General features: G+C 70.1%; 18 protein-coding genes, 1 other RNA gene and 1 pseudogene. 8 read left to right on the top strand and 12 right to left on the bottom strand.

Annotated features, from left to right (window positions below):
- Positions 1-107: 107 nt before the first annotated feature.
- A complete protein-coding gene (locus ACGFZQ_RS00300) occupies positions 108-1,082 on the bottom strand; it encodes a LysR family transcriptional regulator (RefSeq protein WP_393838488.1) in 975 nt (324 codons plus the stop codon).
- A 330-nt stretch (positions 1,083-1,412) separates the two neighbouring features.
- Here ACGFZQ_RS00300 and ACGFZQ_RS00295 point away from each other — a divergent pair, with 330 nt between their 5' ends.
- The 6 genes from ACGFZQ_RS00295 (at position 1,413) to ACGFZQ_RS00270 (ending at position 9,176) form a co-directional block, all read left to right on the top strand.
- A complete protein-coding gene (locus ACGFZQ_RS00295) occupies positions 1,413-2,720 on the top strand; it encodes an MFS transporter (RefSeq protein WP_393838487.1) in 1,308 nt (435 codons plus the stop codon).
- Positions 2,721-2,831: 111 nt separating this feature from the next.
- Complete coding sequence (locus ACGFZQ_RS00290; RefSeq protein WP_393838486.1) at positions 2,832-4,118, top strand: ABC transporter substrate-binding protein; 1,287 nt, start codon at positions 2,832-2,834, stop codon at positions 4,116-4,118.
- Positions 4,115-5,074: a carbohydrate ABC transporter permease gene (locus tag ACGFZQ_RS00285; RefSeq protein ID WP_393838485.1), complete on the top strand. Its 960-nt coding sequence runs from the start codon at positions 4,115-4,117 to the stop codon at positions 5,072-5,074. Before ACGFZQ_RS00290 ends, ACGFZQ_RS00285 begins: the two co-directional genes overlap by 4 nt.
- On the top strand, positions 5,075-5,896 hold the full coding sequence (locus tag ACGFZQ_RS00280; RefSeq protein WP_393838484.1) for a carbohydrate ABC transporter permease: 822 nt from the start codon (positions 5,075-5,077) through the stop codon (positions 5,894-5,896). It abuts the gene before it with no gap.
- 11 nt (positions 5,897-5,907) lie between these two features.
- Positions 5,908-8,166, top strand: a complete 2,259-nt coding sequence (gene yicI / locus ACGFZQ_RS00275) for an alpha-xylosidase (RefSeq protein WP_393838483.1) — start codon at positions 5,908-5,910, stop codon at positions 8,164-8,166.
- Positions 8,160-9,176: a LacI family DNA-binding transcriptional regulator gene (locus ACGFZQ_RS00270; RefSeq protein WP_351746751.1), complete on the top strand. Its 1,017-nt coding sequence runs from the start codon at positions 8,160-8,162 to the stop codon at positions 9,174-9,176. The genes yicI and ACGFZQ_RS00270 overlap by 7 nt, the downstream gene beginning before the upstream one ends.
- 35 nt (positions 9,177-9,211) lie before the next feature.
- On the opposite strand, the gene ACGFZQ_RS00265 is transcribed toward ACGFZQ_RS00270, so the two are convergent.
- The 6 genes from ACGFZQ_RS00265 to ACGFZQ_RS00240 all read right to left on the bottom strand — a co-directional run bounded on the left by ACGFZQ_RS00265 (position 9,212) and on the right by ACGFZQ_RS00240 (position 14,378).
- Positions 9,212-10,597 (bottom strand): hypothetical protein, encoded by a 1,386-nt coding sequence (locus tag ACGFZQ_RS00265; protein WP_393838482.1) that lies wholly within the window; start codon positions 10,595-10,597, stop codon positions 9,212-9,214.
- Positions 10,598-10,619: 22 nt separating this feature from the next.
- The gene (locus ACGFZQ_RS00260) at positions 10,620-11,099 is read right to left on the bottom strand and encodes a hypothetical protein (RefSeq protein ID WP_393838481.1); all 480 of its coding nucleotides are present in this window, start codon (positions 11,097-11,099) and stop codon (positions 10,620-10,622) included.
- A gap of 121 nt (positions 11,100-11,220) precedes the next feature.
- Positions 11,221-11,964, bottom strand: coding sequence for a hypothetical protein (locus tag ACGFZQ_RS00255; protein ID WP_393838480.1), 744 nt, complete (start codon positions 11,962-11,964; stop codon positions 11,221-11,223).
- A 149-nt stretch (positions 11,965-12,113) separates the two neighbouring features.
- Positions 12,114-12,501, bottom strand: a transfer-messenger RNA (tmRNA) gene (gene ssrA, locus ACGFZQ_RS00250).
- A gap of 101 nt (positions 12,502-12,602) precedes the next feature.
- Positions 12,603-13,145, bottom strand: a complete 543-nt coding sequence (gene smpB, locus ACGFZQ_RS00245) for an SsrA-binding protein SmpB (protein ID WP_351701596.1) — start codon at positions 13,143-13,145, stop codon at positions 12,603-12,605.
- Between the two features lie 63 nt (positions 13,146-13,208).
- Entirely contained in the window at positions 13,209-14,378 is a 1,170-nt protein-coding gene (locus ACGFZQ_RS00240) for a S41 family peptidase (protein WP_393838479.1), read from the bottom strand.
- Between the two features lie 287 nt (positions 14,379-14,665).
- Between ACGFZQ_RS00240 and ACGFZQ_RS00235 the strand changes: the two are divergent.
- A pseudogene (locus ACGFZQ_RS00235) lies at positions 14,666-15,647 on the top strand (RNA-guided endonuclease InsQ/TnpB family protein); the annotation flags it as partial.
- 88 nt (positions 15,648-15,735) lie between these two features.
- On the opposite strand, the gene ftsX reads toward ACGFZQ_RS00235, so the two are convergent.
- On the bottom strand, positions 15,736-16,656 hold the full coding sequence (ftsX, locus tag ACGFZQ_RS00230; protein ID WP_362576836.1) for a permease-like cell division protein FtsX: 921 nt from the start codon (positions 16,654-16,656) through the stop codon (positions 15,736-15,738).
- Positions 16,657-16,718: 62 nt separating this feature from the next.
- On the bottom strand, positions 16,719-17,408 hold the full coding sequence (ftsE, locus tag ACGFZQ_RS00225; RefSeq protein WP_059203505.1) for a cell division ATP-binding protein FtsE: 690 nt from the start codon (positions 17,406-17,408) through the stop codon (positions 16,719-16,721).
- 247 nt (positions 17,409-17,655) lie between these two features.
- Between ftsE and ACGFZQ_RS00220 the strand changes: the two genes are divergently transcribed.
- Complete coding sequence (locus tag ACGFZQ_RS00220) at positions 17,656-17,847, top strand: hypothetical protein (RefSeq protein WP_351746732.1); 192 nt, start codon at positions 17,656-17,658, stop codon at positions 17,845-17,847.
- A 129-nt stretch (positions 17,848-17,976) separates the two neighbouring features.
- Here the strand turns inward: ACGFZQ_RS00220 and ACGFZQ_RS00215 are convergent, their stop codons facing one another.
- The 3 genes from ACGFZQ_RS00215 to ACGFZQ_RS00205 all read right to left on the bottom strand — a co-directional run bounded on the left by ACGFZQ_RS00215 (position 17,977) and on the right by ACGFZQ_RS00205 (position 21,391).
- Positions 17,977-18,609: a hypothetical protein gene (locus ACGFZQ_RS00215; protein WP_393838478.1), complete on the bottom strand. Its 633-nt coding sequence runs from the start codon at positions 18,607-18,609 to the stop codon at positions 17,977-17,979.
- 323 nt (positions 18,610-18,932) lie between these two features.
- Positions 18,933-20,039, bottom strand: a complete 1,107-nt coding sequence (gene prfB, locus ACGFZQ_RS00210) for a peptide chain release factor 2 (RefSeq protein WP_351701428.1) — start codon at positions 20,037-20,039, stop codon at positions 18,933-18,935.
- Positions 20,040-20,161: 122 nt separating this feature from the next.
- A complete protein-coding gene (locus tag ACGFZQ_RS00205; RefSeq protein WP_351746728.1) occupies positions 20,162-21,391 on the bottom strand; it encodes a serine/threonine-protein kinase in 1,230 nt (409 codons plus the stop codon).
- Positions 21,392-21,404 lie beyond the last annotated feature (13 nt).

The following is a 21,404-nucleotide window of genomic DNA, read 5'->3' as shown; positions in this document are numbered from 1 at the left end:
CACGTCACCGGATCCGGGCCCCCACCCGGTTCCGAACGCCCCCTTCTAGCTCTCCGCGCTCGGGGCCATGAAGCTAGCGCACGAGGGGGTGCCGCGTTCTCGATGTGTCATTTGTGGTCGTCCATCACATCTTGATCACTGGCTGGAATCCATCCACCGGCCGGCCGCTGAAGCCAGCCCTCCGCCCGCCCGATCTCGGCGGCCGCCCGGCGCAGCGCGTCCACTCCCGAATGGACCAGCCCCTTTCGCCACACGAGCGACACGGGCGACAACGGGACGGGATCGACCAGGGGCCGCGAGACCGTCCCAGGTATGGCCGGAAATCCCACTACCCCGAGGATCGAATTCCGGTTCTTGGCCATGATGCGCTCGAATTCCTCCTCCCCCACGGCCAGCGGCAGGGGCGGCGCGACCGCGATGCCTCGCCCGTCGAAGAGGTGAAAGGCCAGGTCAGTCCATTCCAGGGTGCGCTCGTTCCCGGCGCCGGCGTACACCGCCTCGCCCGCCAGCGCGGCCAGCGGCACCTCCTCCAGGCCCGCCAGCCGGTGATCGGAGGGAATGATTACGGCCATGCGTTCGAACCGTACGGGCTGTTGTTCGAGCCCGGAGCGCAGCGCCGGATCCAGTCCCGCGAACCGTCCGAAGGACGCGTCGAGCCGCCCGGCCAGGAGTTCGGCCGCCGCTCCGGTGAGCCCGCTCTCGTAGCGGGCCATCAGCTCGCAGTCGGGGGCGAGTTCGCGGGCGCGGTGCAGTACGCGTCGGCCGGTTTCCAGGCCCGGCGAGTTGAGGTCCACCAGCAGCGGCCGGGCCTGCCCGAACGCGGCGAGCAGCGCGTCCTGGGCGGCCAGCACCCGGCGGGCGTACGGCAGCAGCCGGGCGCCGTCGGCGGTCAGGGCGACCTGCCGGGTGGTCCGGAGGAACAGCTCGGCGCCCAGCTCCCGCTCCAGTCGCCGTACATCACGGCTCAGGGCCTGCTGGGCGACGTACAGCCGGGCGGCGGCGCGGGTGAAGTGCAGTTCCTCGGCGACGGCGACGAAGACACGCAGGAGCCGGGGGTCGATGTGGGCGGGAGAGGCGGCCATCGGGCGAACTTACCGGTACCGCACCGGGCACCTGGCCGATGCCCCGTCGGGCAGTCGCCACTGCGCCGGCGTAGACCGCCTCGCCCCCCGGCGGCCGGCGGCACCTCCTCCTGCACCTCGGCCGCGGGCGCCGGCGCCATCACCGACCACTCTGTCTGCGTGTCGTCCGGGACGGTCACCTTCCAGGTCACCCTGCAGCGGCCCGAAGCGGACCGAAGCGGCCCGACACACCCTACGGCCCGGCCCTCGCCGGACTCACAACAACAGTGCGTGAATCGGCGCCCAGCAGGTGTTGGACCCCTCGATCGGCTCCGGGCGACGGTGGTGTCCATGCCGCAACCGACCGAGCCGGCTCCCCGGCAGCCCCTGTACACCGTCACCGCCGACTCCCTCGTCGCCGTCGACTTCGCGCCCCGCGACCTCGCTCCCCGCCTCCACCGCCGCCCGCCCGGCCCCTACCGCCGTCTCTTCGCCCTCCCCGGCACCCGTGCCTTCACCGCCGGGAATCTGCTGGCCCGGCTGCCCATGGGCATGTTCAGCGTCAGCGCGGTCGTGATGATCGCCGGTGCCCGTGGCTCGTACGCCCTCGCCGGTGCCGTCACCGCGACCGGCCTGGCGGCGACCGGGGTGGCCGGGCCCTGGGTGGCACGGCTCGTCGACCGGTACGGCCAGGCGCGGGTCGCCGTACCCGCCACCGTCACCGCCGTGCTCGGCAGCCTCGCCCTGCTGCTCTGCGTCCGCTTCGGCGCCCCGGACTGGACCCTGTTCGCCGCCTACGCGGCCACCGCCACCACCCCCAACCTCGGCGGCATGTCCCGCGCCCGCTGGGCCCACCTGCTGCGCGACGACCCGGACGGGCTGCACACCGCGAACTCCTACGAACAGGCCGCCGACGAGCTGTGCTTCATGCTCGGCCCGGTGCTGGCGTCCTTCCTGACCGGCACGTTCTTCCCGGAGGCCGGCACACTCGTCGGCGCGGTCCTGCTGCTGACCGGCATGCTGCTGTTCACCGCCCAGCGGGCCACCGAGCCGCCGCCCCGGGCCGGAGGCGGCACCGCGAGAACTCCGCTGCGCATCCCCTCTCTCCTGGCGTGCTTCGTCGCGACCGGCGCGGTGTTCGGCTCGATGGAGGTCGTCACCATCGCCTACGCCGACGCCCAGGGCCACCGTTCGGCGGCCGGTGCCGTCCTCGCCCTCCAGGCGGCCGGCTCCTGCGCGGCGGGGCTGGTGTACGGGGCGGTCAAGCCACGGGGACCGGCCGGACGACGGTTCCCCGTCTGCCTGTCGGCGATGGCGGTCCTGATGTCCCTTCCCCTCCTCGCGGCCCGCACGGCCGACAGCCTCTGGGCCCTGGCGCCCGCTCTGCTCGTGGCCGGCATGGCGACCGCGCCCACGATGGTGACCGCGATGACCCTGGTCCAGGACCGCACCCCCGCGGACCGCCTCAACGAGGGGATGAGTCTGGTCGTGACCGCCCTCCTGACCGGCGTCGCCGCGGGCTCCGCGCTGGGCGGCTGGGCGGCGGAGCACGTCTCACCGACCGCCGGTTTCACCGCGCCCGTCGCCGCGGCCGTCACAGCCCTTCTGCTCAACACCATCAGTCGAATCGCTTCCTCTGATTCCCGCCGCACCCATTGACGCCCACACAGCCCGCACCTACCTTCCTCCGTCGAAGCGCTTCGACGTCCCGCATCGAACCGATTCGACGCGGGACGAGCACCATCCATCCGACTCCCCTGGAGGCACTGGATGTCGACGGCACGAAGGCGGACGGCGGCCGCGGCGGTGATCCTCTCCGGATCGCTGCTGCTGACCTCCTGCGGCGGCTCCGGCGGCAGCACGTCCGACGGGAAGACGCTGCGGCTGTGGCACTACGAGGGTCCGACCAGCGCGATGGGCGTCGCCTGGAACGAGGCCATCAAGGAGTTCGAGGCGTCCCACCCGGGCGTGAAGGTGAAGTACGAGGAGAAGAGCTTCGAACAGATCCAGAAGACCGCCCAGATGGTCCTGAACTCCTCCGACGCCCCCGACATCATGGAGTACAACAAGGGCAACGCGACGGCGGGACTCCTCTCCAAGCAGGGACTCCTCACCGATCTGACCGCCGAGGCGGCGAAGCGCGGCTGGGACAAGAAGCTCAGCGCGGGCGTGCGCACCACCAGCCGGTACGACGCCGACGGCGTGATGGGCTCCGGCAAGTGGTACGGAGTGCCCAACTACGCCGAGTACACGATGGTCTACTACAACAAGGAGCTGTTCGAGAAGTACGGGATCGCCGAGCCGAAGACGTTCGACGACCTGACGGCGGCGATGGACAGGTTCGTCGAGAACAAGGTCACCCCGCTGGCGAACGCGGGCTCCGAGTACCTGGCCCAGCAGTACCTCTACCAGCTGGCGCTGTCGAAGGCCGACCGCTCCTGGGTGGACAGCTACGAGCTGTACAAGGGCAAGGTCGACTTCCACGACACCGCCTGGACCTACGCGGCCGACACCTTCGCCGGCTGGGTGAAGAAGGGCTACATCGCGAAGACGTCCAGCGGTACGACCGCCGAGCAGGCCGGGGTCTCCTTCATCCAGGGCAAGGCGCCGATCCTGTTCTCGGGCAGCTGGTGGTACGGCCGCTTCCAGTCGGAGGCCAAGTTCGACTGGGGCAGCTTCCTGTGGCCCGGCTCGAACCTCACCCTCGGCTCCGGCGGCAACCTCTGGGTCGTCCCGAAGAACTCCGAGAACAAGGATCTCGCCTACGACTTCATCGACATCACCATGTCGAAGAAGATCCAGAACCTGCTCGGCAACAAGGGCGGAGTCCCGGTCGCGGCCGACGCGAGCGCCGTCACCGACCCCAAGGCCAAGGAGCTCATCGCCAACTTCAACACCCTCAGCAAGCGCGACGGCCTGGCCTTCTACCCGGACTGGCCGATCGCCGGCTTCTACGACACCCTCGTCTCCGAGACCCAGAAACTGATCACCGGGAGCGAGAAACCGGACGCCTACCTGAGCAACCTCCAGACGGCGTACGACAAGGGCTCGAAGTGACGGTGACCTTCGAGGGGCGGCGCGCCACGGGTCACGCGCGCCGCCCCCGCCCCACAGCCAACCCGCGCCGCCCCCGGGACTCCTACGCCCTCTTCCTCCTCCCCGGCGCCCTCGCCTTCCTCGCGGTCGTCGTCGTCCCGTTCCTGATGAACACGGGCGTGAGCTTCACCGACTGGCAGGGCGTGGGCAGTCCGAAGTGGTCCGGGCTCGCCAACTACCGTGAGCTGCTGCACGATGCCGAGTTCTGGGCGTCCTTCCGGCACAGCCTCTTCATGGTCGTCGCGATGGCCGTGCTCCCGACGGCGCTCGGACTGGTCCTGGCCGCCACCCTGTTCGACTACGTCGGCAAGCACTTCGGCACCCGGATCGCCGCCGTCCTGCGCGCCTGCTTCTACCTCCCCCAGGTGCTGCCGGTGGCGGTGGCCGGCATCGTCTGGAGCTGGATCCTGGCCCCGGACAACGGCACCCTCAACGCCCTGCTGAAGGCGGTCGGGCTCGGCTCCTGGCAGCAGGACTGGCTCGGCGACCCGGACCTCGCCCTCTACACCGTGATGGGCGTGCTGGTCTGGGTGCAGATCGGCTTCCCGCTGGTCGTCTTCATGGCCGGGCTCGGGCGCGTCGACCCGCAGCTGTACGAGGCGGCCGAACTGGACGGCGCCGGCTGGTGGCGCCGCTTCCGGCACATCACGCTGCCGCAGCTGCGGCCCGAGGTGTACGTCGTCCTGACCTGGTGCACGATCGCCGCGCTCAAGGTCTTCGGCGCCGTGTACGTCCTGACGAAGGGCGGCCCGGGCGGCGCCACCGACGTCCCCTCCTACTTCTCCTTCACCACGTTCTTCGAGAAGACCCAGGTCGGCTACGGCTCGGCGATCTCCACGGTCCTCACCGTGATCATCCTGGCCCTGTCCCTGACCGGCCTGAAGCTGCAGAACCGCGCGGAGGACGGAGATCTCTGAATGACCGCTCTACGCCGTTACCCCGTCCTCGTCGCCCTCTGTCTCGCCGCGCTCTTCATGATCGTCCCGTTTCTGATCGTGACGATGAACGCGATCAAGTCCCCGGCGGAGTACTCGCAGAACGGCCCGCTGAGCCCCCCGCACGGTCTCTACCTGGACGGCCTCAAGGACTTCTGGCAGCGCGTCGACTACAGCCGGAAGCTGGTCAACTCCGTCGTCATCAGCGGCTCGGTCGCCGTGCTCGCGACCGCGCTCTCCGTCCTCAACGCGTACGCGATCGGCATCGGCCGGATCAGGGGCCGCACCTGGGTCCTGGCCTTCTTCGTCCTCGCCAACATGCTGCCGCAGGAGGCGCTGGTCTATCCGCTCTACTACCTGAGCAAGCAGGCGGGTCTGTACGACACCAGGCTCAGCGTGATCATCGTGTTCACGGTGATCCAGTCGGCGTTCGGGACGTATCTCCTCTCCGCCGTCCTCGGCCGATTCCCGCGCGAGATCGTCGAGGCGGCCCGGATCGACGGCGCGAACAAGTGGCAGATCCTGGTCCGGATCGTCGTCCCGGTCAGCCGCCCGACCCTGGGCGTGCTCCTGGTCTTCTTCTTCATCTGGACCTGGAACGAGTTCCTGCTGCCGCTGGTCATGCTGATCTCCAACGACAACCAGACGGTGTCCGTCGCCCTCGGCGTCCTCCAGGGCCAGCGCCTGATGGACGCCACGATGACCAACGCGGCCGCCCTGCTCGGCGTGCTCCCGGCCATCGTCTTCTTCCTCGTCTTCCAGCGCACGCTCACCCGGGGCATCGCCGTGGGCGCCGTCAAGTAGGAGGTTCCTGCGTGAAGTTCACCGACGGCTACTGGCTGCTGCGCGAGGGCGTCACCGCGGCCCATCCGGTCGAGGTCCTCGACGTCACCGCCGCGGACTCCGGTCTGGAGATCCACGCGCCGACGCAGCCCATCCGGCACCGCGGCGACCTGCTGAAGGGACCGGTCGTGACGATCAGCGCGCACACCCCGATGCCCGACGTCATCGGCGTCACCTTCACCCACTTCGAGGGCGAGCGCCCGCGCGGCCCCCAGTTCGAACTCCAGCGCGCGGACTTCGCCGCGCAGGTGTCGTACGACGACGAGTACGCGACCCTGACCTCCGGATCGCTGACCCTGCGGCTGAGCCGGACCGCGCCCTGGCGGCTCGACTTCCTCGCGGGCGGCCGCATCCTCACCTCCAGCGGCCCCAAGGGCATGGGCATCATGCGGGACACGGCCACCGGCGCCCACTATCTGCGGGAGCAGCTGGGCCTCGGGGTCGGCACCTCGGTGTACGGCCTCGGCGAACGCTTCGGCCCGCTGGTCAAGAACGGCCAGGTCGTCGACGTCTGGAACGCCGACGGCGGCACGGCCACCGAACAGGCCTACAAGAACACCCCCTTCTATCTGACCGACGCGGGCTACGGCGTCTTCGTCGACCACCCGGGAAAGGTCTCCTTCGAGGTCGGTTCGGAGGCCGTGTCCCGGGTTCAGTTCAGCGTGGAGTCACAGCAGTTGACGTACTACGTCATCCACGGCCCGACCCCGAAGGACATCCTCCGCACGTACACGGCCCTGACCGGCCGCCCGGCGCTCCCGCCCGCCTGGTCCTTCGGCCTGTGGCTCTCCACCTCCTTCACGACGTCGTACGACGAGAAGACGGTCACGTCCTTCATCGAGGGCATGCGGGAGCGTGAACTCCCGCTCTCTGTTTTCCACTTCGACTGTTTCTGGATGCGGGAGTTCAACTGGTGCGACTTCCGGTGGGATCCCCGGGTGTTCTCGGATCCGGAGGGGATGCTGGGGCGACTGCACGAGCGCGGACTGCGGGTGTGCGTCTGGATCAACCCGTACATCGCGCAGCGCTCGCCGCTGTTCGCCGAGGGGAAGGAGCTGGGACACCTGCTGCGGCGACCGGACGGGAGCGTGTGGCAGTGGGATCTGTGGCAACCGGGGATGGCGCTGGTGGACTTCACGTCGGCGGCGGCCCGCGACTGGTACGCGGGCAAGCTGGAGGCGCTGCTGGCGCAGGGGGTCGACTGCTTCAAGACCGACTTCGGGGAACGGGTACCGGTCGACGTGGCCTGGTCCGACGGCTCGGACCCCGAGCGGATGCACAACTACTACACCTACCTGTACAACCGGACCGTCTTCGAGGTGCTGCGCAAGCACCGGGGCGAGGGCGAGGCGGTCGTCTTCGCCCGGTCGGCGACGGCGGGGAGCCAGAAGTTCCCGGTGCACTGGGGCGGCGACTGCGAGGCGACGTACGAGTCGATGGCAGAGTCGCTGCGCGGCGGCCTCTCGCTGGGCCTGTCGGGCTTCGGCTACTGGAGCCACGACATCGGCGGTTTCGAGGGCACACCGACTCCGGCGCTGTTCAAGCGGTGGCTGGCCTTCGGGCTGCTCTCCTCCCACAGCCGGCTGCACGGCAGCTCGTCGTACCGCGTCCCCTGGCTCTTCGACGACGAATCCGTGGACGTGCTGCGGCACTTCACCCGGCTGAAGCTGAGCCTGATGCCCTACCTGTACGAGGCCGCGCGCACCGCCTCCGCCGAGGGCCTGCCGATGATGCGGGCGATGGTCCTGGAGTTCCCGGACGATCCCGGGTGCGCGCACCTGGAACGGCAGTACATGCTCGGCCCGGATCTGCTGGTGGCGCCCGTCTTCAGCGACGAGGGGGAGGTCTCGTACTACGTGCCCGAGGGGACGTGGACGCATTTCGTGACCGGTACGCGGGTGACCGGGCCGCGCTGGGTGCGTGAGCGGCACGGCTTCCTGAGTGTGCCGCTGCTGGTCAGGCCGGGTGCGGTGATCCCGGTCGGCGCGGTGGCGGACCGCCCGGACTACGACCACGCGGACGGGGTGACGCTGCGGGCGTACGGCCTGGAGCACGGCGCGCAGGTCACGGTCCCGGTCGGGGACGTCACGTTCACCGTCGTACGCGAAGGGGACACCCTGCGGGCCTCGTGCAACGACCCGGCGGCGGCGTGGCACCTGGCGGCCGGGGAGCGCACGGCGCGGGCGGCGGCCGGCACCGGGTTCCTCTCCCTGGAGCTGGGCCGATGGTGAAGATCACCGACGTGGCCCGGCACGCCGGGGTCTCCCCCAGCACGGTGTCCTACGCGCTGAGCGGCAAGCGCCCGATCTCGGAGGAGACCCGGCGGCGGGTCGAGGCGTCCATCCGCGAGCTGGGCTACCGCCCGCACGCCGGCGCCCGCGCCCTGGCCAGCAGCCGCTCCAACGTCCTCGCCCTGGTGATCCCGCTGCGCACCGGCATCCACGTCCCGGTCGTCATGCAGTTCGCGGTGTCGGTGGTGACCACGGCCCGCCGCCACGACCATGACGTGCTGCTCCTGACCCAGGAGGAGGGCGAGGAGGGGCTGCACCGGGTCGCCGACACGGCCCTGGTGGACGCGCTGATCGTGATGGACGTCCAGCTGCACGACCCCCGGCTGCCGCTGCTGCGCGCGCTGGAACGGCCGTCGGTACTGATCGGCTTCCCGGCCTCCCCCGACGGCCTGACCTGCGTCGACCTGGACTTCCGTGCGGCCGGTGAGCTGTGTGTGGAGCGGCTGGCGGGGCTCGGCCACCGGGTGGTGGCGCTGGTCGGCTCGCCGCCCGAGGTGTATGTGCGGGAGACGGCGTTCGCCCAGCGGGTGGTCCAGGGCTTCACGGCCGCCGCGGACCGCAACGGCATGGCGTCCTCCGTCCACCCCTGTGAGGCCACGCCGGCGGCGGCACGCCGGGCGGCCGAGCGGCTGCTGCGCGAACAGCCGGCGCTGACCGGGGTCGTCGTCCACAACGAGGCGGTCCTGGAACCCCTCGTCGACGCCTTCGAGCAGCTCGGCCTCCGTGTCCCCACCGACCTGTCGATCACCGCGATCTGCCCGGACGAACTCGCCGCCGGACTCCGCGTCCCGGTCACCTCGGTCGCCCTGCCGGCCGCGGAACTCGGTGAACGGGCGGCGGAGTTGCTGATGCGCAAGCTGGGCGGGGACCCGGACGTTCCGGAGGCGACCCTGCTGGCGCCCCGGCTGACCGACCGCGCCAGCACCGCACCGCGCACGCTGACCCCCTGAGCGGTCATGACCTGGGGAAAGGCGGTCGAGAGCGGTCAGCCGGCGTCGATCAGGTACTCCACGTCGGAGACGTGGTACTCGCCGTACCCGATGCGCTCGCCGATCGCCTCGTAGCGGCCGTACTGCTCCCGGGTGAGCGGTACGGCCAGCGTGCTCAGGACGCGGAGGAACAGCCGGAACCCGAGATCGGGATCGATCCGGGTGACCACGTGTTCCAGCGCGTTCATGACGTCCGGGGCGGGAACGGGACGCCCGTGGGGACCAAGGACCTTGTCCGCCACGACGGCCGCCGTCTCCCGGACTTCCCGCAGCACCGTGCCGGCGAGTTCCGTACGGGCGGGCGCCACCACGGGTGTGTACGCGGGGGCGGCCTCCGCCAGCCGCTCCCGGCACACGTCGCCGATCAGCCGCAACCAGTCCCGGCCTTCGACGCGCCTCGGTGTGCCCGAGGCTCCGACCCACAGCGCGGAGACCGCGGTGTCGGGCAGTGCGGACCGCAGCAGACGGAGTGTGTCCTCCAGGAGGACGGCCGCCGCGGAGCCCGGGGTCTGCCCGATGCCGTCGCCGTCGGCCGCATCACGGATCTCCTCCCGGCTTCCGGACCAGTCCTGGTGGGCCGCGCCGGCGAGGTGGGAGAGCCCGAAGTCCCAGGTGGCGTCGCGCCGGGCGGTGTCGATCGGCGGCCACGCGATGTCGAGACCGGAATCGACGAGCGCGGAGTGGTGCTCGAACCTCTCGGCGAGCGCCTGGAACCGGTCGTACCACTCCTTGTCGATCCGTACGGAGTGGGCCTTCAAAGCCCGCAGGAAGAGCCGGAACGCGAGTTCGGGACTGGCGTGGGCGGCCACCTCTTCGAGGGCCGCGAGGGTGTCGGCGGAAGGCGGGGCAGCCGCCGTCCGCTCGCGGCAGAACCGTATCTCCGCGACGACGTCGTCACGCACCTCGTCGGGCTTCGGCGGCCGGGCGTCCCAGATCGGGGAGGGCGCCGGGCGCCGCCCGGGCACCTTCCGGGGCGGACGGGCGGCGCAGGTCTCTTCGACGTGCCGCAGCCAGTCACGTGCGCTCATGCCGTGCGCCGCGGGATCCCAGCGGCCCCCGGCGGCCGCTCGCCACACCGTCCGGATCGTCTCGTCCGCCAGCGGCGAGGCCAGGAGAGCGCGCACGTCCTCGCGCAGATCGTCGGCGTACCCCCACTCGTCGTGGCTGGTGTCGTAGCCGAAGCTGCTGCGCTCTTCCGCGCTGAGGTGGCCGACGCCGTGCACCGGGTACGCGAGGTCGTAGGCATCGAGCTTCGCCGTGACGAGACCGAGCGCCGTACCGGTGTCCCGCGGCGCGGGCGCGAGGGCGAACGCCTCGGTCAGCCCACTGAGCCCGAAGTCCCCGATGTAGTCCACGTAATAAGGTTCCTGACGTCCCGTCATGGCCGTCGCCTCCCCTTCCCGGTCAGACCGCCGGCGCCGCGGTCGGCACGGCACGGCGCCGGCGTTCGCGCAGCAGGTTCCTGACGGTACGGACCCGCCAGGCGGTGAAGCCGAGGATGACGACGCCGGTGAGGGTCGGGATCTTCCAACTGCCGGAGCCGTCACGGGTGGCGGTGTGGTCGCCGGGGCCGTCGACGAGGGCGGGCAGGGTCCCGTCGGCGGGACGGGCGTCGACCACCCCGTCGACGGTGACGCCGCTGACGCTGACGGTGCGGTCGGTGGCGGCGAACGAGCCCTCGCAGGCCCAGCCGTCCTGCCACAGGTCGCTCAGGCCGCCGGTCGCGGGCGTGCAGTCGGCGACGGTGACCGTGCCGCGGACGCCGGTCGCCTCGGCGTAGGCCTGCTGGACACCGTGCACGGTCAGGAACAGCCCGAAGACGAACCCGACGAGGCCGAGGGATATCTCGCGGGGCAACGGAGGGAGGAGACGGAGCAGGAACATGAACGGACGGGTCCTTCACGGAGTCGGTCGACGGGGGCAGTGGGAAGGCCACCGGACCGCGGACTCGTACCGGTGCTGGGACAAGGTAAGGCCCCCACCCGGGTGCGCGCCCCCCTCTCGCCTACAACTTCCTTTCGCCCTGCCAGGTGAGGGACGTCATCATGGCCAGGCCGCCATGGGCCAGGCCCCGGTAGGTCACCCTCCGAGCGGGGCCGACCTCGTGGGCGAGGCGTGCGGCCAGCTCCTTCCCGTCGCAAAACAGCCGCTGCCACACCTCGTCGTACCTGCCCTCCTCCCGGTCCCGCAGGTACAGGTTCAGCGTGGTGTCGATGGTCTCCGCCCACACGTACAAGGCGGCGACGAGCTCTGGGGACAGGTCCAGCCCGGCGGCCGGATCGTCGGGGAAGAAGTCCCCGAACCCCTCGGCGCGCAGCGGGCCGAACCGGAACTCGCCCTCGACCGTGAGGTCGACCGGGTACGCGGGTGCGCCGTGGCTGTCGCGTTCCCAGTGCAGGCGGTCGCAGTTCCAGCACACCCACTTCGCGGTCCGGTGGCGCTCGTCCCAGAAGCGCACCGGCCACGACGGCCCGAGCCGCACGGCCAGTCGCCGGGCGTTCACCAGACCCCGCGCGACGTGCCTGCGCAGATCCGGGCGAGAGGCGAAGCCCTCCGGCGGGCGGGACAGCGACCACCGGCGCAGAGAGTCCGCCAGCTCCGGCGGAAGTGCCGGCCGGCCGTCGTCCAGCGGGACGTTGCGGGTGAAGGCGGCCAGACCCTCGGAGGTCCCGGACTCCTGCGGCCGGTACAGCGGCGAGGGCTCGCCCCGGGCCTGCACGAGCAGGTCCCGCGGTTCTTCGTGGGTCATGCGGGATTCACTCCGATCACGTGTCCGCCACCGGCCGCGGTCCTGCGCGGTCGCCCGGCGTATCCGGTGGCGGCATGACGAAGGCCCCGCCGCTCGGAAGCGTCGGGGCCTTCGCCCACATGGGATGTGGAGGTCCGGGGACCTCCTGATCGTGGAGATGGCGGGAATCGAACCCGCGTCCAACGGTGCAAAAGCAGGGCTTCTCCGTGTGCAGTTCGCTGTGATTTTCTCGGCCCCGGCGATCACGCGAACAAGTCGCCGACGGGCCCAGTCACTGTTTGGTTTCCCATCGAACCCCGTGACCGGGCTCGATGGTTTAGTCCCCTAGATTATGCCAGGGTCCGGGTCGGGAACACCCCCGGGCTGACACCCGTTAAGGGCCTTCACTCACTGCTTATTAGGCAGCGAGGGCGAAGGCGCGGGAATCGCTCTTGGAATTGGCGATTATTGGTTGCGACATATGGTTAACGAGATCATTGCCGCTTCCTCGACACGCTTCCCCTGTTTCAACATCCGCTGTCGAAACCGATCATCCCCATGTTGATTTTTCAATGCGCACACCTGGGCTTCCCCTGGTGTTGGTGCCATCGTACGTGACCAACGCACACCGATGCCACCGTATTCCCGGCGGCTTCGCCCTACTGGCCCCGCTGCTTCCGCTTCGCCGCCGCGATCGCCCGGTCCGACTCCCGCCGGTCCTGCTGCTCACGCAGGGTCTGCCGCTTGTCGTACTCCTTCTTGCCACGCGCCAGCGCGATCTCCGCCTTCGCACGGCCGTCCTTGAAGTAGATGGCGAGCGGCACGATCGTGTGGCCCGTCTCCTGGGACTTGGCCTCCAGCTTGTCGATCTCCTCCCGGTGCAGCAGCAGCTTGCGCTTGCGGCGCACCGAGTGGTTGGTCCAGGTGCCCTGGCTGTACTCGGGGATGTGGGCGTTGTGCAGCCACGCCTCGTTCCCGTCGATCTGCACGAAGCCGTCGGTCAGCGAGGTGCGGCCCTGACGCAGCGACTTCACCTCGGTGCCGGACAGCACGATGCCGGCCTCGTAGGTGTCGATGATCGCGTAGTCGTGCCGCGCCTTCTTGTTCTGCGCGACGATCTTGCGCTTGCCGCCCTTCTCGCCGTCCCTGGCTTTGGCGGCCGTCCCCTGCTGCTTCTGCTGGGACTCTTTCGGTACGTACATTCCCTTGCCCATAGTGCCGTCCATTTTCGCACCACGGAGGGGGTGCGGGGGAAGCGGATTACGCTACGACGGGTCGCCGAGGCCGCTGAGGACCGTCTCGGCCCGCGCCAGCGCCCCGGAGCCCACTTCCAGGTCGGGAGTGATGCCCCGGCCGTCGACGGTGTGGCCCGACGGGGTGCGGTAGTGGCCGACGGTGAGCTCGGCGACCGAGCCGTCGGGGAGCCGGGTGGGCATCTGGATGGAGCCCTTGCCGAAGGTGCGGGAGCCGAGGACGACCGCACGGCCGCGGTCCTGGAGGGCGCCGGTGAGCATCTCGGCCGCGCTCATCGTGCCGCCGTCGACGAGCGCGACCAGGGGTCTCGCGGTGTCGCCGCCGGCGTCGGCGTGCAGGGCGCGCTGGGCGCCGTCGACGTCGTAGGTGGCGACCAGGCCGCCGTCGAGGAAGGCGGAGGCGGCGGTGACGGCCTCGCTGACCAGGCCGCCGGAGTTGCCCCGCAGGTCGAGCACGATCCCGCCGTCGGCGGGGGCCTGCCGTACGGCGTCGCGGACGAGGTCCCCCGAGCCCTTGGTGAAGGCGGAGATCCTGATGACGGTGATACCGGCGGACAGCTTGCGGACGGTCACCGAGTCGGTGGACAGCAGCGCCCGGCGCAGGGTCTCGCGCCACGTGTGCGTGCCGCGTTCGAGGCCGAGGGTGACGGTCGTACCGGCGCGGGCGTCGGTGGCGTCACCGCGCAGTAAAGAGACGACGTCGGTGACGGGCCGCCCGTCGACGTCCGCCCCGTCGACGCTGCGCAGCCGGTCGCCCTTCCTGATGCCGGCGGTGGCCGCGGGCGACCCGGCCTGCACCTTGGTCACCTCGATCCGGCCGTCCCGCTCCCGCCGGGCCCACAGTCCGACCCCGGTGTACTGGCCGTCGAGCGCTTCCTCGAACTCCTGGTACTCACCCTCGGAGTAGACCGCGGCCCACCGGTCCCCGCTGCGGCTCACGGCCCGTTCGGCGGCCTCCATGGGGGACTTGCCGTCGGCCATCGCGTCGGCGGCGGCCTTGGCGACGTCCTCGTGCCGGTCGGCCGCACGGGCGGCTCCGGTGGGCGTCTTCCGGTCGGACTGCCCCGGGTGGGGAAACGCCCCGGTGGCCGCCCCGGTCACCAACAGCCCTGCGAACACCAACGTCAGAGCCGCCCCCCGGCGAACCCGGCGGGGCTGACAGAACAGCTCTCGGCCTGACATGCCGGTGAGTCTAGGACAACCCGAAGGGCCGTAAGGGAGGTTGCCCGTACGGCCCTCGTGGCATCCGTCACGCGTCGCCGCCCCATGGGCAACACGGCGTCCACCGGACGATCAGGCATTCACTCGTGAGAGTTGCAGCGACTCAACTACGCCCAGTTGTTCGGATATCGCCCATACGGTCCGATGACAAGAGCAGGTGACCGAGCAGAGGGGATGACGAAGTGGCCACGGCAGGGCGGAAGGCCAACGGGGCGGCCGGGCAAGTCCGGTACACGTATCGCCTGCGGGTGTCGTCCTGCACCCGAAAGGCGCTGCTGGCCGAGTGGGGGCGATGCCGGTGGGTCTGGAACGAGTGCGTGACCCGCTCCAAGAAGGCTCACCTGAGGGGCGAAAAGTGCGGACCGGCACGACTGGACCGCATGCTGACCGCGGCCAGGGCGGCCACACCCTGGCCGGCCGACGGCGCCAGCGTGCCGCAGCAGCAGACCGTCCGCGACTTCGGAACGTCCCGCGCGAAGGCCCTCAAGGACATCAGGAATCGCCTGCCTGTATCGCAGCGAGCGGGAATGCCCAGTCACAAGAAGAAACACGAGGCACGCCCGACGCTGAACTACACCCGTCGTGGCTTCCGCTTGCAGGACGGGCGGTTGCGTCTCGCGGGAGGTGTCGTACTCAGCGTGGTGTGGTCACGGCAACTGCCCGCCGCGCCCTCGTCCGTGCGGGTGTTCAGGGACGGCGTCGGCGACTGGTACGCCTCGTTCGTCGTCCCCGCCCAGGCCGAACCGCTGCCGGACGCCAACGCGGTGTTGGGTGTGGACTGGGGTGTGCGGGAAATCGCCACCACCCCGTCCGACGGCCATGACCTCCCCCACGCCGAGTACGGCAGGAAAGCTCAGGCGAGGCTGACGCGGTACGACCGGATGATGGCCCGTCGCAAGCCCAAGAGGGGGCAGGCCACGTCGAAGGGATACCGGGAGGCGCAGAAGTGGCGGTCGAAGACGTGCCGGAAGATCGCGCGGCAACGCCAGGACCGCGCACGCAAGTGGGCGAAAAAGGCCGTCCGGGATCATGACGTGATCGCGGTCGAGGACTTTCGGCCGAAGTTCCTCACGCGGACCAGCATGGCGCGCAAGGCGGCCGACGCCGCGATCGGCGCCACGAAAAATGCCCTGCTCGAGATGGGCCGTAAGCACGGGCGGGAGGTACGCCTGGTACATCCCGCGTACACCACCATGGACTGCGGAAGGTGCGGTGCGAGAACCAAGCCCGGCTGGTGTCGACGGCACAAGACCTCCTGGAGCGCTGCTCCAGGAGGCGGCCTGAGCCAGGAATCCCCTCCCTCCCGGGAGGGGAGCGGTCAAACCTTCAGGTACTTGCGCAGCGCGAAGAACGCCGCAAGCGCGGGCATCAGGAGGCTCGTTGCGAGGATGAGCGGGAGCTTGGTCAACACCGCGTCCCAGCCGATGAAGTTGATCAGGTTCAGCTTCTGGGAGAGGGCCAGGCCGTGGTCGATGATGAAGTAGCGGGCGATCACCAGGAATCCGCAGGCGACCGTGCCGCCGATCAGGCCGGCGACCGCGGCCTCCGCGATGAACGGGGCCTGGATGTAGAAGCCGGAGGCGCCGACCAGGCGCATGATGCCGGTCTCGCGCCTACGGCTGAACGCGGAGACGCGCACCGTGTTGACGATCAGCATCAGGGCGACGACCAGCATCATCGCCATGACCGCGCGGGCCGCCCAGTTCATACCGTTCAGCAGCCCGAAGAGGTTGTCCAGGATGCCCTTCTGGTCCTGAACGGACTGGACACCGTCACGCCCGTCGAACGCCGTCGCGACCACCTGGTACTTCTGCGGGTCCTTCAGCTTGATCCGGTACGACTCCTGCATCTGGTCCGGCGTGAGGGAGTCGGCCAGGGGCGAGTCGCCGAACTGCTCCTTGTAGTGCTTGTACGCGTCGTCCTGCGACTCGTAGGTGACCTTCTCGACGATCGAGGTCATCTTGCCGAGGTCCGCCTGGATCTGCTTCTTCTGGTCCTCGGTGACCGCGCCCTTGGCACAGTTGGGGTCGGACTCGGCGTCGCTCTTGTTGCAGAGGAAGATCGAGACGTTGACCTTGTCGTACCAGTAGCCCTTCATGGTGGTGACCTGGTCGCTCATGAGGAGCGAGCCACCGAAGAGCGCCAGGGACAGGGCGACCGAGACGACGACCGCGAAGGTCATCGTCAGATTGCGGCGGAGACCGACTCCGATCTCCGACAGTACGAACTGGGCGCGCATGGCGTCGGGTTATGCCTTTCCGTCGTGGAGCGCGTGATGCGTCGGGAACGTGTGGATCGGTGTCAGTGCTGGTAGCCGTAGACGCCGCGGGCCTGGTCGCGGACGAGTCGGCCCTTCTCCAGCTCGATGACGCGCTTGCGCATCTGGTCCACGATGTTCTGGTCGTGCGTCGCCATCACCACAGTGGTGCCCGTCCGGTTGATCCGGTCGAGCAGCTTCATGATGCCGACGGAGGTCTGCGGGTCGAGGTTGCCGGTCGGCTCGTCGGCGATCAGCAGCTTGGGCCGGTTGACGAAGGCCCGCGCGATGGCCACGCGCTGCTGCTCACCACCGGAGAGCTCGCCCGGTCTGCGGTCCTCCTTGCCGCCGAGCCCGACGAGGTCGAGCACCTGCGGCACCGACTTGCGGATCTCGCCCTTGGACTTGCCGATGACCTCCTGGGCGAAGGCCACGTTCTCGGCGACCGTCTTGTTGGGCAGCAGCCGGAAGTCCTGGAAGACCGTCCCGAGCTGGCGGCGCATCTGCGGCACCTTCCAGTTGGAGAGACGGGCGAGGTCCTTGCCCAGGACGTGCACCTGGCCGTGACTGCACCGCTCCTCGCGGAGGATCAGCCGCAGGAAGGTGGACTTTCCGGAGCCGGAGGATCCCACGAGGAAGACGAACTCACCCTTCTCCACTTCCAGGGAGACATCCCTGAGTGCGGGGTGGGTCTGCTTGGGGTAGACCTTGGAGACATTGTCGAATCGGATCACGGATGCACCACGGGTCGCCGGGGGTAGATGAGCGTGACCATACGCGAGTCGGGTGAGTCAGCGCAGGCGCCGGTCACGGTTGGGTGAGGCTTGTGCGGTTTTGTTCCGGGGCAGTCTTTCCGGAACGCCGGGGCGAGGTCCCCGGACGGCCGCGCCCTTTCCGGGGGAACCTGGCACAGTGGAGGGGGAACGTTCTCGTTCCGCTGAGCGTTGTGTGGGTAATGGCCGGTGCAAGGAGGGCGAGCGCATGACGTACGACCGGTTGGTATGCGCGAACTGCGCGGCGCCCGTGAGCGAAGGCCGGTGCCCCGTGTGCCGCGCCAACCGCCAGCGTCTTCAGCAGGAGAACTTCTTCGGCGGGCTGAACCCGATGGCTCTGATCGGGCTGCTGGCGGTGCTGATCGCCGCGATGGCGCTGCTGGCGCATCAGACCGCGTAGCGCGAACGTAGCGAAGGTCACATAAAGGCGCACGGCGAAGCCGGCGGAAAACGATCGAAGGGCCCGGAGCCACCGCTCCGGGCCCTTCGCCGTGTGTGAGGCATTCGCTCTGTGAGCGAACGGCTACCGTCAGGCGGTGGCGCCGCCGCGGCCGCTCATGAGGCGCGGCAGGATGCGGAAACCGATACCGCCGGCGATCATCGTGGCGGCACCGACGACCAGGAAGGTCGTCTGCGCGGCACCGGTCTCGGCGAGCTGGTCGCCGCCGCCCTGGGCCTGGGCGTTCGAGGTGTCCGAACCGGTGTCGGTGAGGGCGGAGGAGCCCTCCTCCTGCGCGGAGGTGCCCGAGTTGCCGTCGGTGCCGGTGTTGTTGCCGCTGCCGCCGTCGCCGGTGCCCGTGCCGCTGCCGTCGGTCGGGTTGTCGCTGGTCGGCTCGTCCGTGGGCTCGGTGGGCTCATCGGTCGGCTCGGTGGGCTCGTCCGTGGGCTCGGTGGGCAGGTCGGTCGGCTCACCGGTGGGCTCGGTGGGCACGTCCGTCGGCTCACTGCTCGGCGGCTCGCTGGTGGCCGGGCCGGTCGGGATCCCGGTGGGGTCCTCGCTCGGATCGTCGTCGGTGCTGACGGTGGCGGTCAGGCCGTCCTCGTTGGCCTCGACGCCGATGGAGAGGGCGGAGGCCGCGCCGGCTGCGGTCAGCGAGGCACCGGCGGCGATCACGGCGCAGGCGGCTATCCGCGCGACCCGGATCCGTGTCTTCTTGGTCATCTGGTTGCTACCCCCAGTAGCTGAATGTCAGGTTGGCGGCGCTGGGGCTGTGCTCTACGGAGATAGCTACGGATGCGCAAGCCCCCCGGTTCTCATGCGCCCCAAAGATACGCACGCCACGCTTCACCCTTCCCATTTTTCAAAGCAACGTCAAGGCCGTTGCGGGCGCGATGTCCAGTTGCGCGCCGAATGCGGGGAGTTGAAGCCTGTGAGTGTGACGTAAAACCCAGACATAGCCCCGGCGTAGCCCGGAAATACGGGAACTGCCGCCACGGGGGCGGCAGTTCCGGATCGGCCGACTCGCCATGGGCTAGTCGACAAAGTTACTTCTCCTGCTGCTTGCGCCAGCGAATTCCGGCCTCCAGGAAGCCGTCGATCTCGCCGTTGAAGACGGCCTCGGGGTTGCCGACCTCGTAGTCCGTACGCAGGTCCTTGACCATCTGGTACGGGTGCAGGACGTACGAACGCATCTGGTTGCCCCAGGAGTTGCCGCCGTCGCCCTTGAGGGCGTCCATCCTGGCCTGCTCCTCCTGCCGGCGCCGCTCGAGCAGCTTGGCCTGGAGGACGTTCATCGCGGTCGCCTTGTTCTGGATCTGCGACCGCTCGTTCTGGCAGGAGACGACGATGCCGGTGGGGATGTGGGTGAGGCGCACCGCGGAGTCGGTGGTGTTGACGCCCTGCCCGCCGGGCCCGGAGGACCGGTACACGTCCACCCTCAGCTCGGACTCGTCGATCTCGATGTGGTCGGTCGTCTCGACGACGGGGAGGACTTCCACCCCCGCGAAGGAGGTCTGGCGGCGCCCCTGGTTGTCGTACGGCGAGATCCGCACCAGGCGGTGGGTGCCCTGCTCGACCGAGAGCGTCCCGTAGGCGTACGGCACCTGCACGGCGAAGGTGGTCGACTTGATGCCGGCCTCTTCCGCGTACGACGTCTCGTAGACCTCGGTCTTGTAGCCCTTCTGCTCCGCCCAGCGCAGGTACATCCGCTGCAGCTTCTCGGCGAAGTCGGCGGCGTCGACGCCACCGGCCTCGGCGCGGATGTTCACGAGCGCCTCGCGGGAGTCGTACTCCCCGCTGAGCAGCGTCCGCACTTCCATCTCGTCCAGCGCCTTCTTGACGGCGGCGAGCTCGGAGTCGGCCTCGGCGCGGGTGTCCGGGTCGTCCTCCTCCTCGGCCATCTCGAACAGCACGGCAAGATCGTCGATCCGCCCGCGCAGCGTCTCCGCCTTCCTGACCTCGGCCTGGAGGTGGGAGAGCTTGCTGGTGATCTTCTGCGCCTCGTCCGGGTTGTCCCACAGGGACGGCGCGGCCGCCTGCTCCTCGAGCACGGCGATGTCTGCCCTCAGCTTGTCGAGGTCCAGAACGGCCTCGATCGACTCCATGGTCGAGGAGAGGGACTTGAGCTCTTCGGATACATCGACGACTGCCACGCCTCCCAGCGTAACGGCTCCGCCAAGCGCACAGCGCCCGGCCACCGGTGCCCGGCCCACCGGCCTGGTGGGGCGGGGTGCCCGGGGACCGCGGTCGCCGGGTCAGACGGGCGGGCGGAGGGTCACGGGGTCGACGTGCTGTGGGTGTCCTGGGGCGGGGAGTCGTCGCCGGAGGACGCCAGCCACGCGCCGACACCCACCGCCGCCGCCAGTACGACGCCGGCCACTCCCAGCGTCACCCTGCGCCGCCGTGCCACCGCCTTGTGCCGGGCCGAGCCCGGTCGCGGCGCCCCGGACGCCCTCGGCGCCCTGGCCGTGCCCCGCGCGCCGCCCGCCAGCTCGTCGGGACCCGGCACCCGCATCGACGTGTGCGTGTCCCGGTTGGAGTCCGGCTTCGCGCCCGGCACCAGGGAGACGGCCCCCCGTCGCCGTACCCGCTGCTCCTCCGTCGCCGGAGCGGCGGCCGTCTCCTCGGCGGCCTCCTCCGACGCCTCCGTCTCCGGCTCGTCGACGTCCAGCGGCGGCATCCCCGCCAGCGTCGGCAGCTGCTCCCGCAGCCGCGCGGCCAGCTCGGACGCCCGCAGCCGGGAGGCCGGCGCCTTCGCCAGGCACTGCACGAGCAGCTGCCACAGCTCCTCGGGGATACCGGGGAGGGGGACGACGGTCTCGGTGACGTGACGGCGCAGGACCGCGCCGGGGTGGCCGCCGCCGAACGGGGTGAAGCCCGCAAGGAGCTCGTACAGAACGGTCGCCAGGGCGTAGATGTCCACCGACGCCCGGGGCGGCAGGCCCTCCACGATCTCCGGGGCCAGGTAGTCCGGCGTACCGATGATCTTCGTGGCGCGGGTCCGCTTCGGGGAGTCGATCAGCTTCGCCACGCCGAAGTCGGTCAGCAGGGCGGGGTGGGCTCCGCCGGGGCCGAGCGGGCCCTGCATGTCGAGCAGGACGTTCTCCGGCTTCACGTCCCGGTGGACCACGCCCGCCGCGTGCGCCGCCGCCAGCCCGTCCGCGACGTCAGCGACGATCGCGACGGCCGCCTCGGGCGCGAGGCGCCGCTCCCGCTCCAGGCGGGTGCGCAGATCGGTACCGCGGACCAGGTCCATGACGAGGGCGAGGTCGTTGCCGTCGACGACGAGGTCGCGGACGGACACCACGTTCGGGTGCTCAAGGCCCAGCAGGGCCGTGCGCTCCTGCACGAAGCGGCCCACCAGCTCCTCGTCGGAAGCGAGGTCCTCGCGCAGCAGCTTGATGGCGACGGGCCCTTCCGGCCCCTCGCCCAGCCACACCGTGCCGGCGCTGCCCCGCCCCAGGATCTGGTTGGCGGTGTACCGGCTGCCGATCTTCCGTGCCAAGACTGCTCCTACA

Source organism: Streptomyces sp. NPDC048254 (genome assembly GCF_043201895.1).
In the GTDB taxonomy this organism is placed as follows: Bacteria; Actinomycetota; Actinomycetes; order Streptomycetales; family Streptomycetaceae; genus Streptomyces.
Note: the sequence above shows the minus strand (reverse complement) of the source record. Positions and strands in the feature narration are given on the sequence as shown.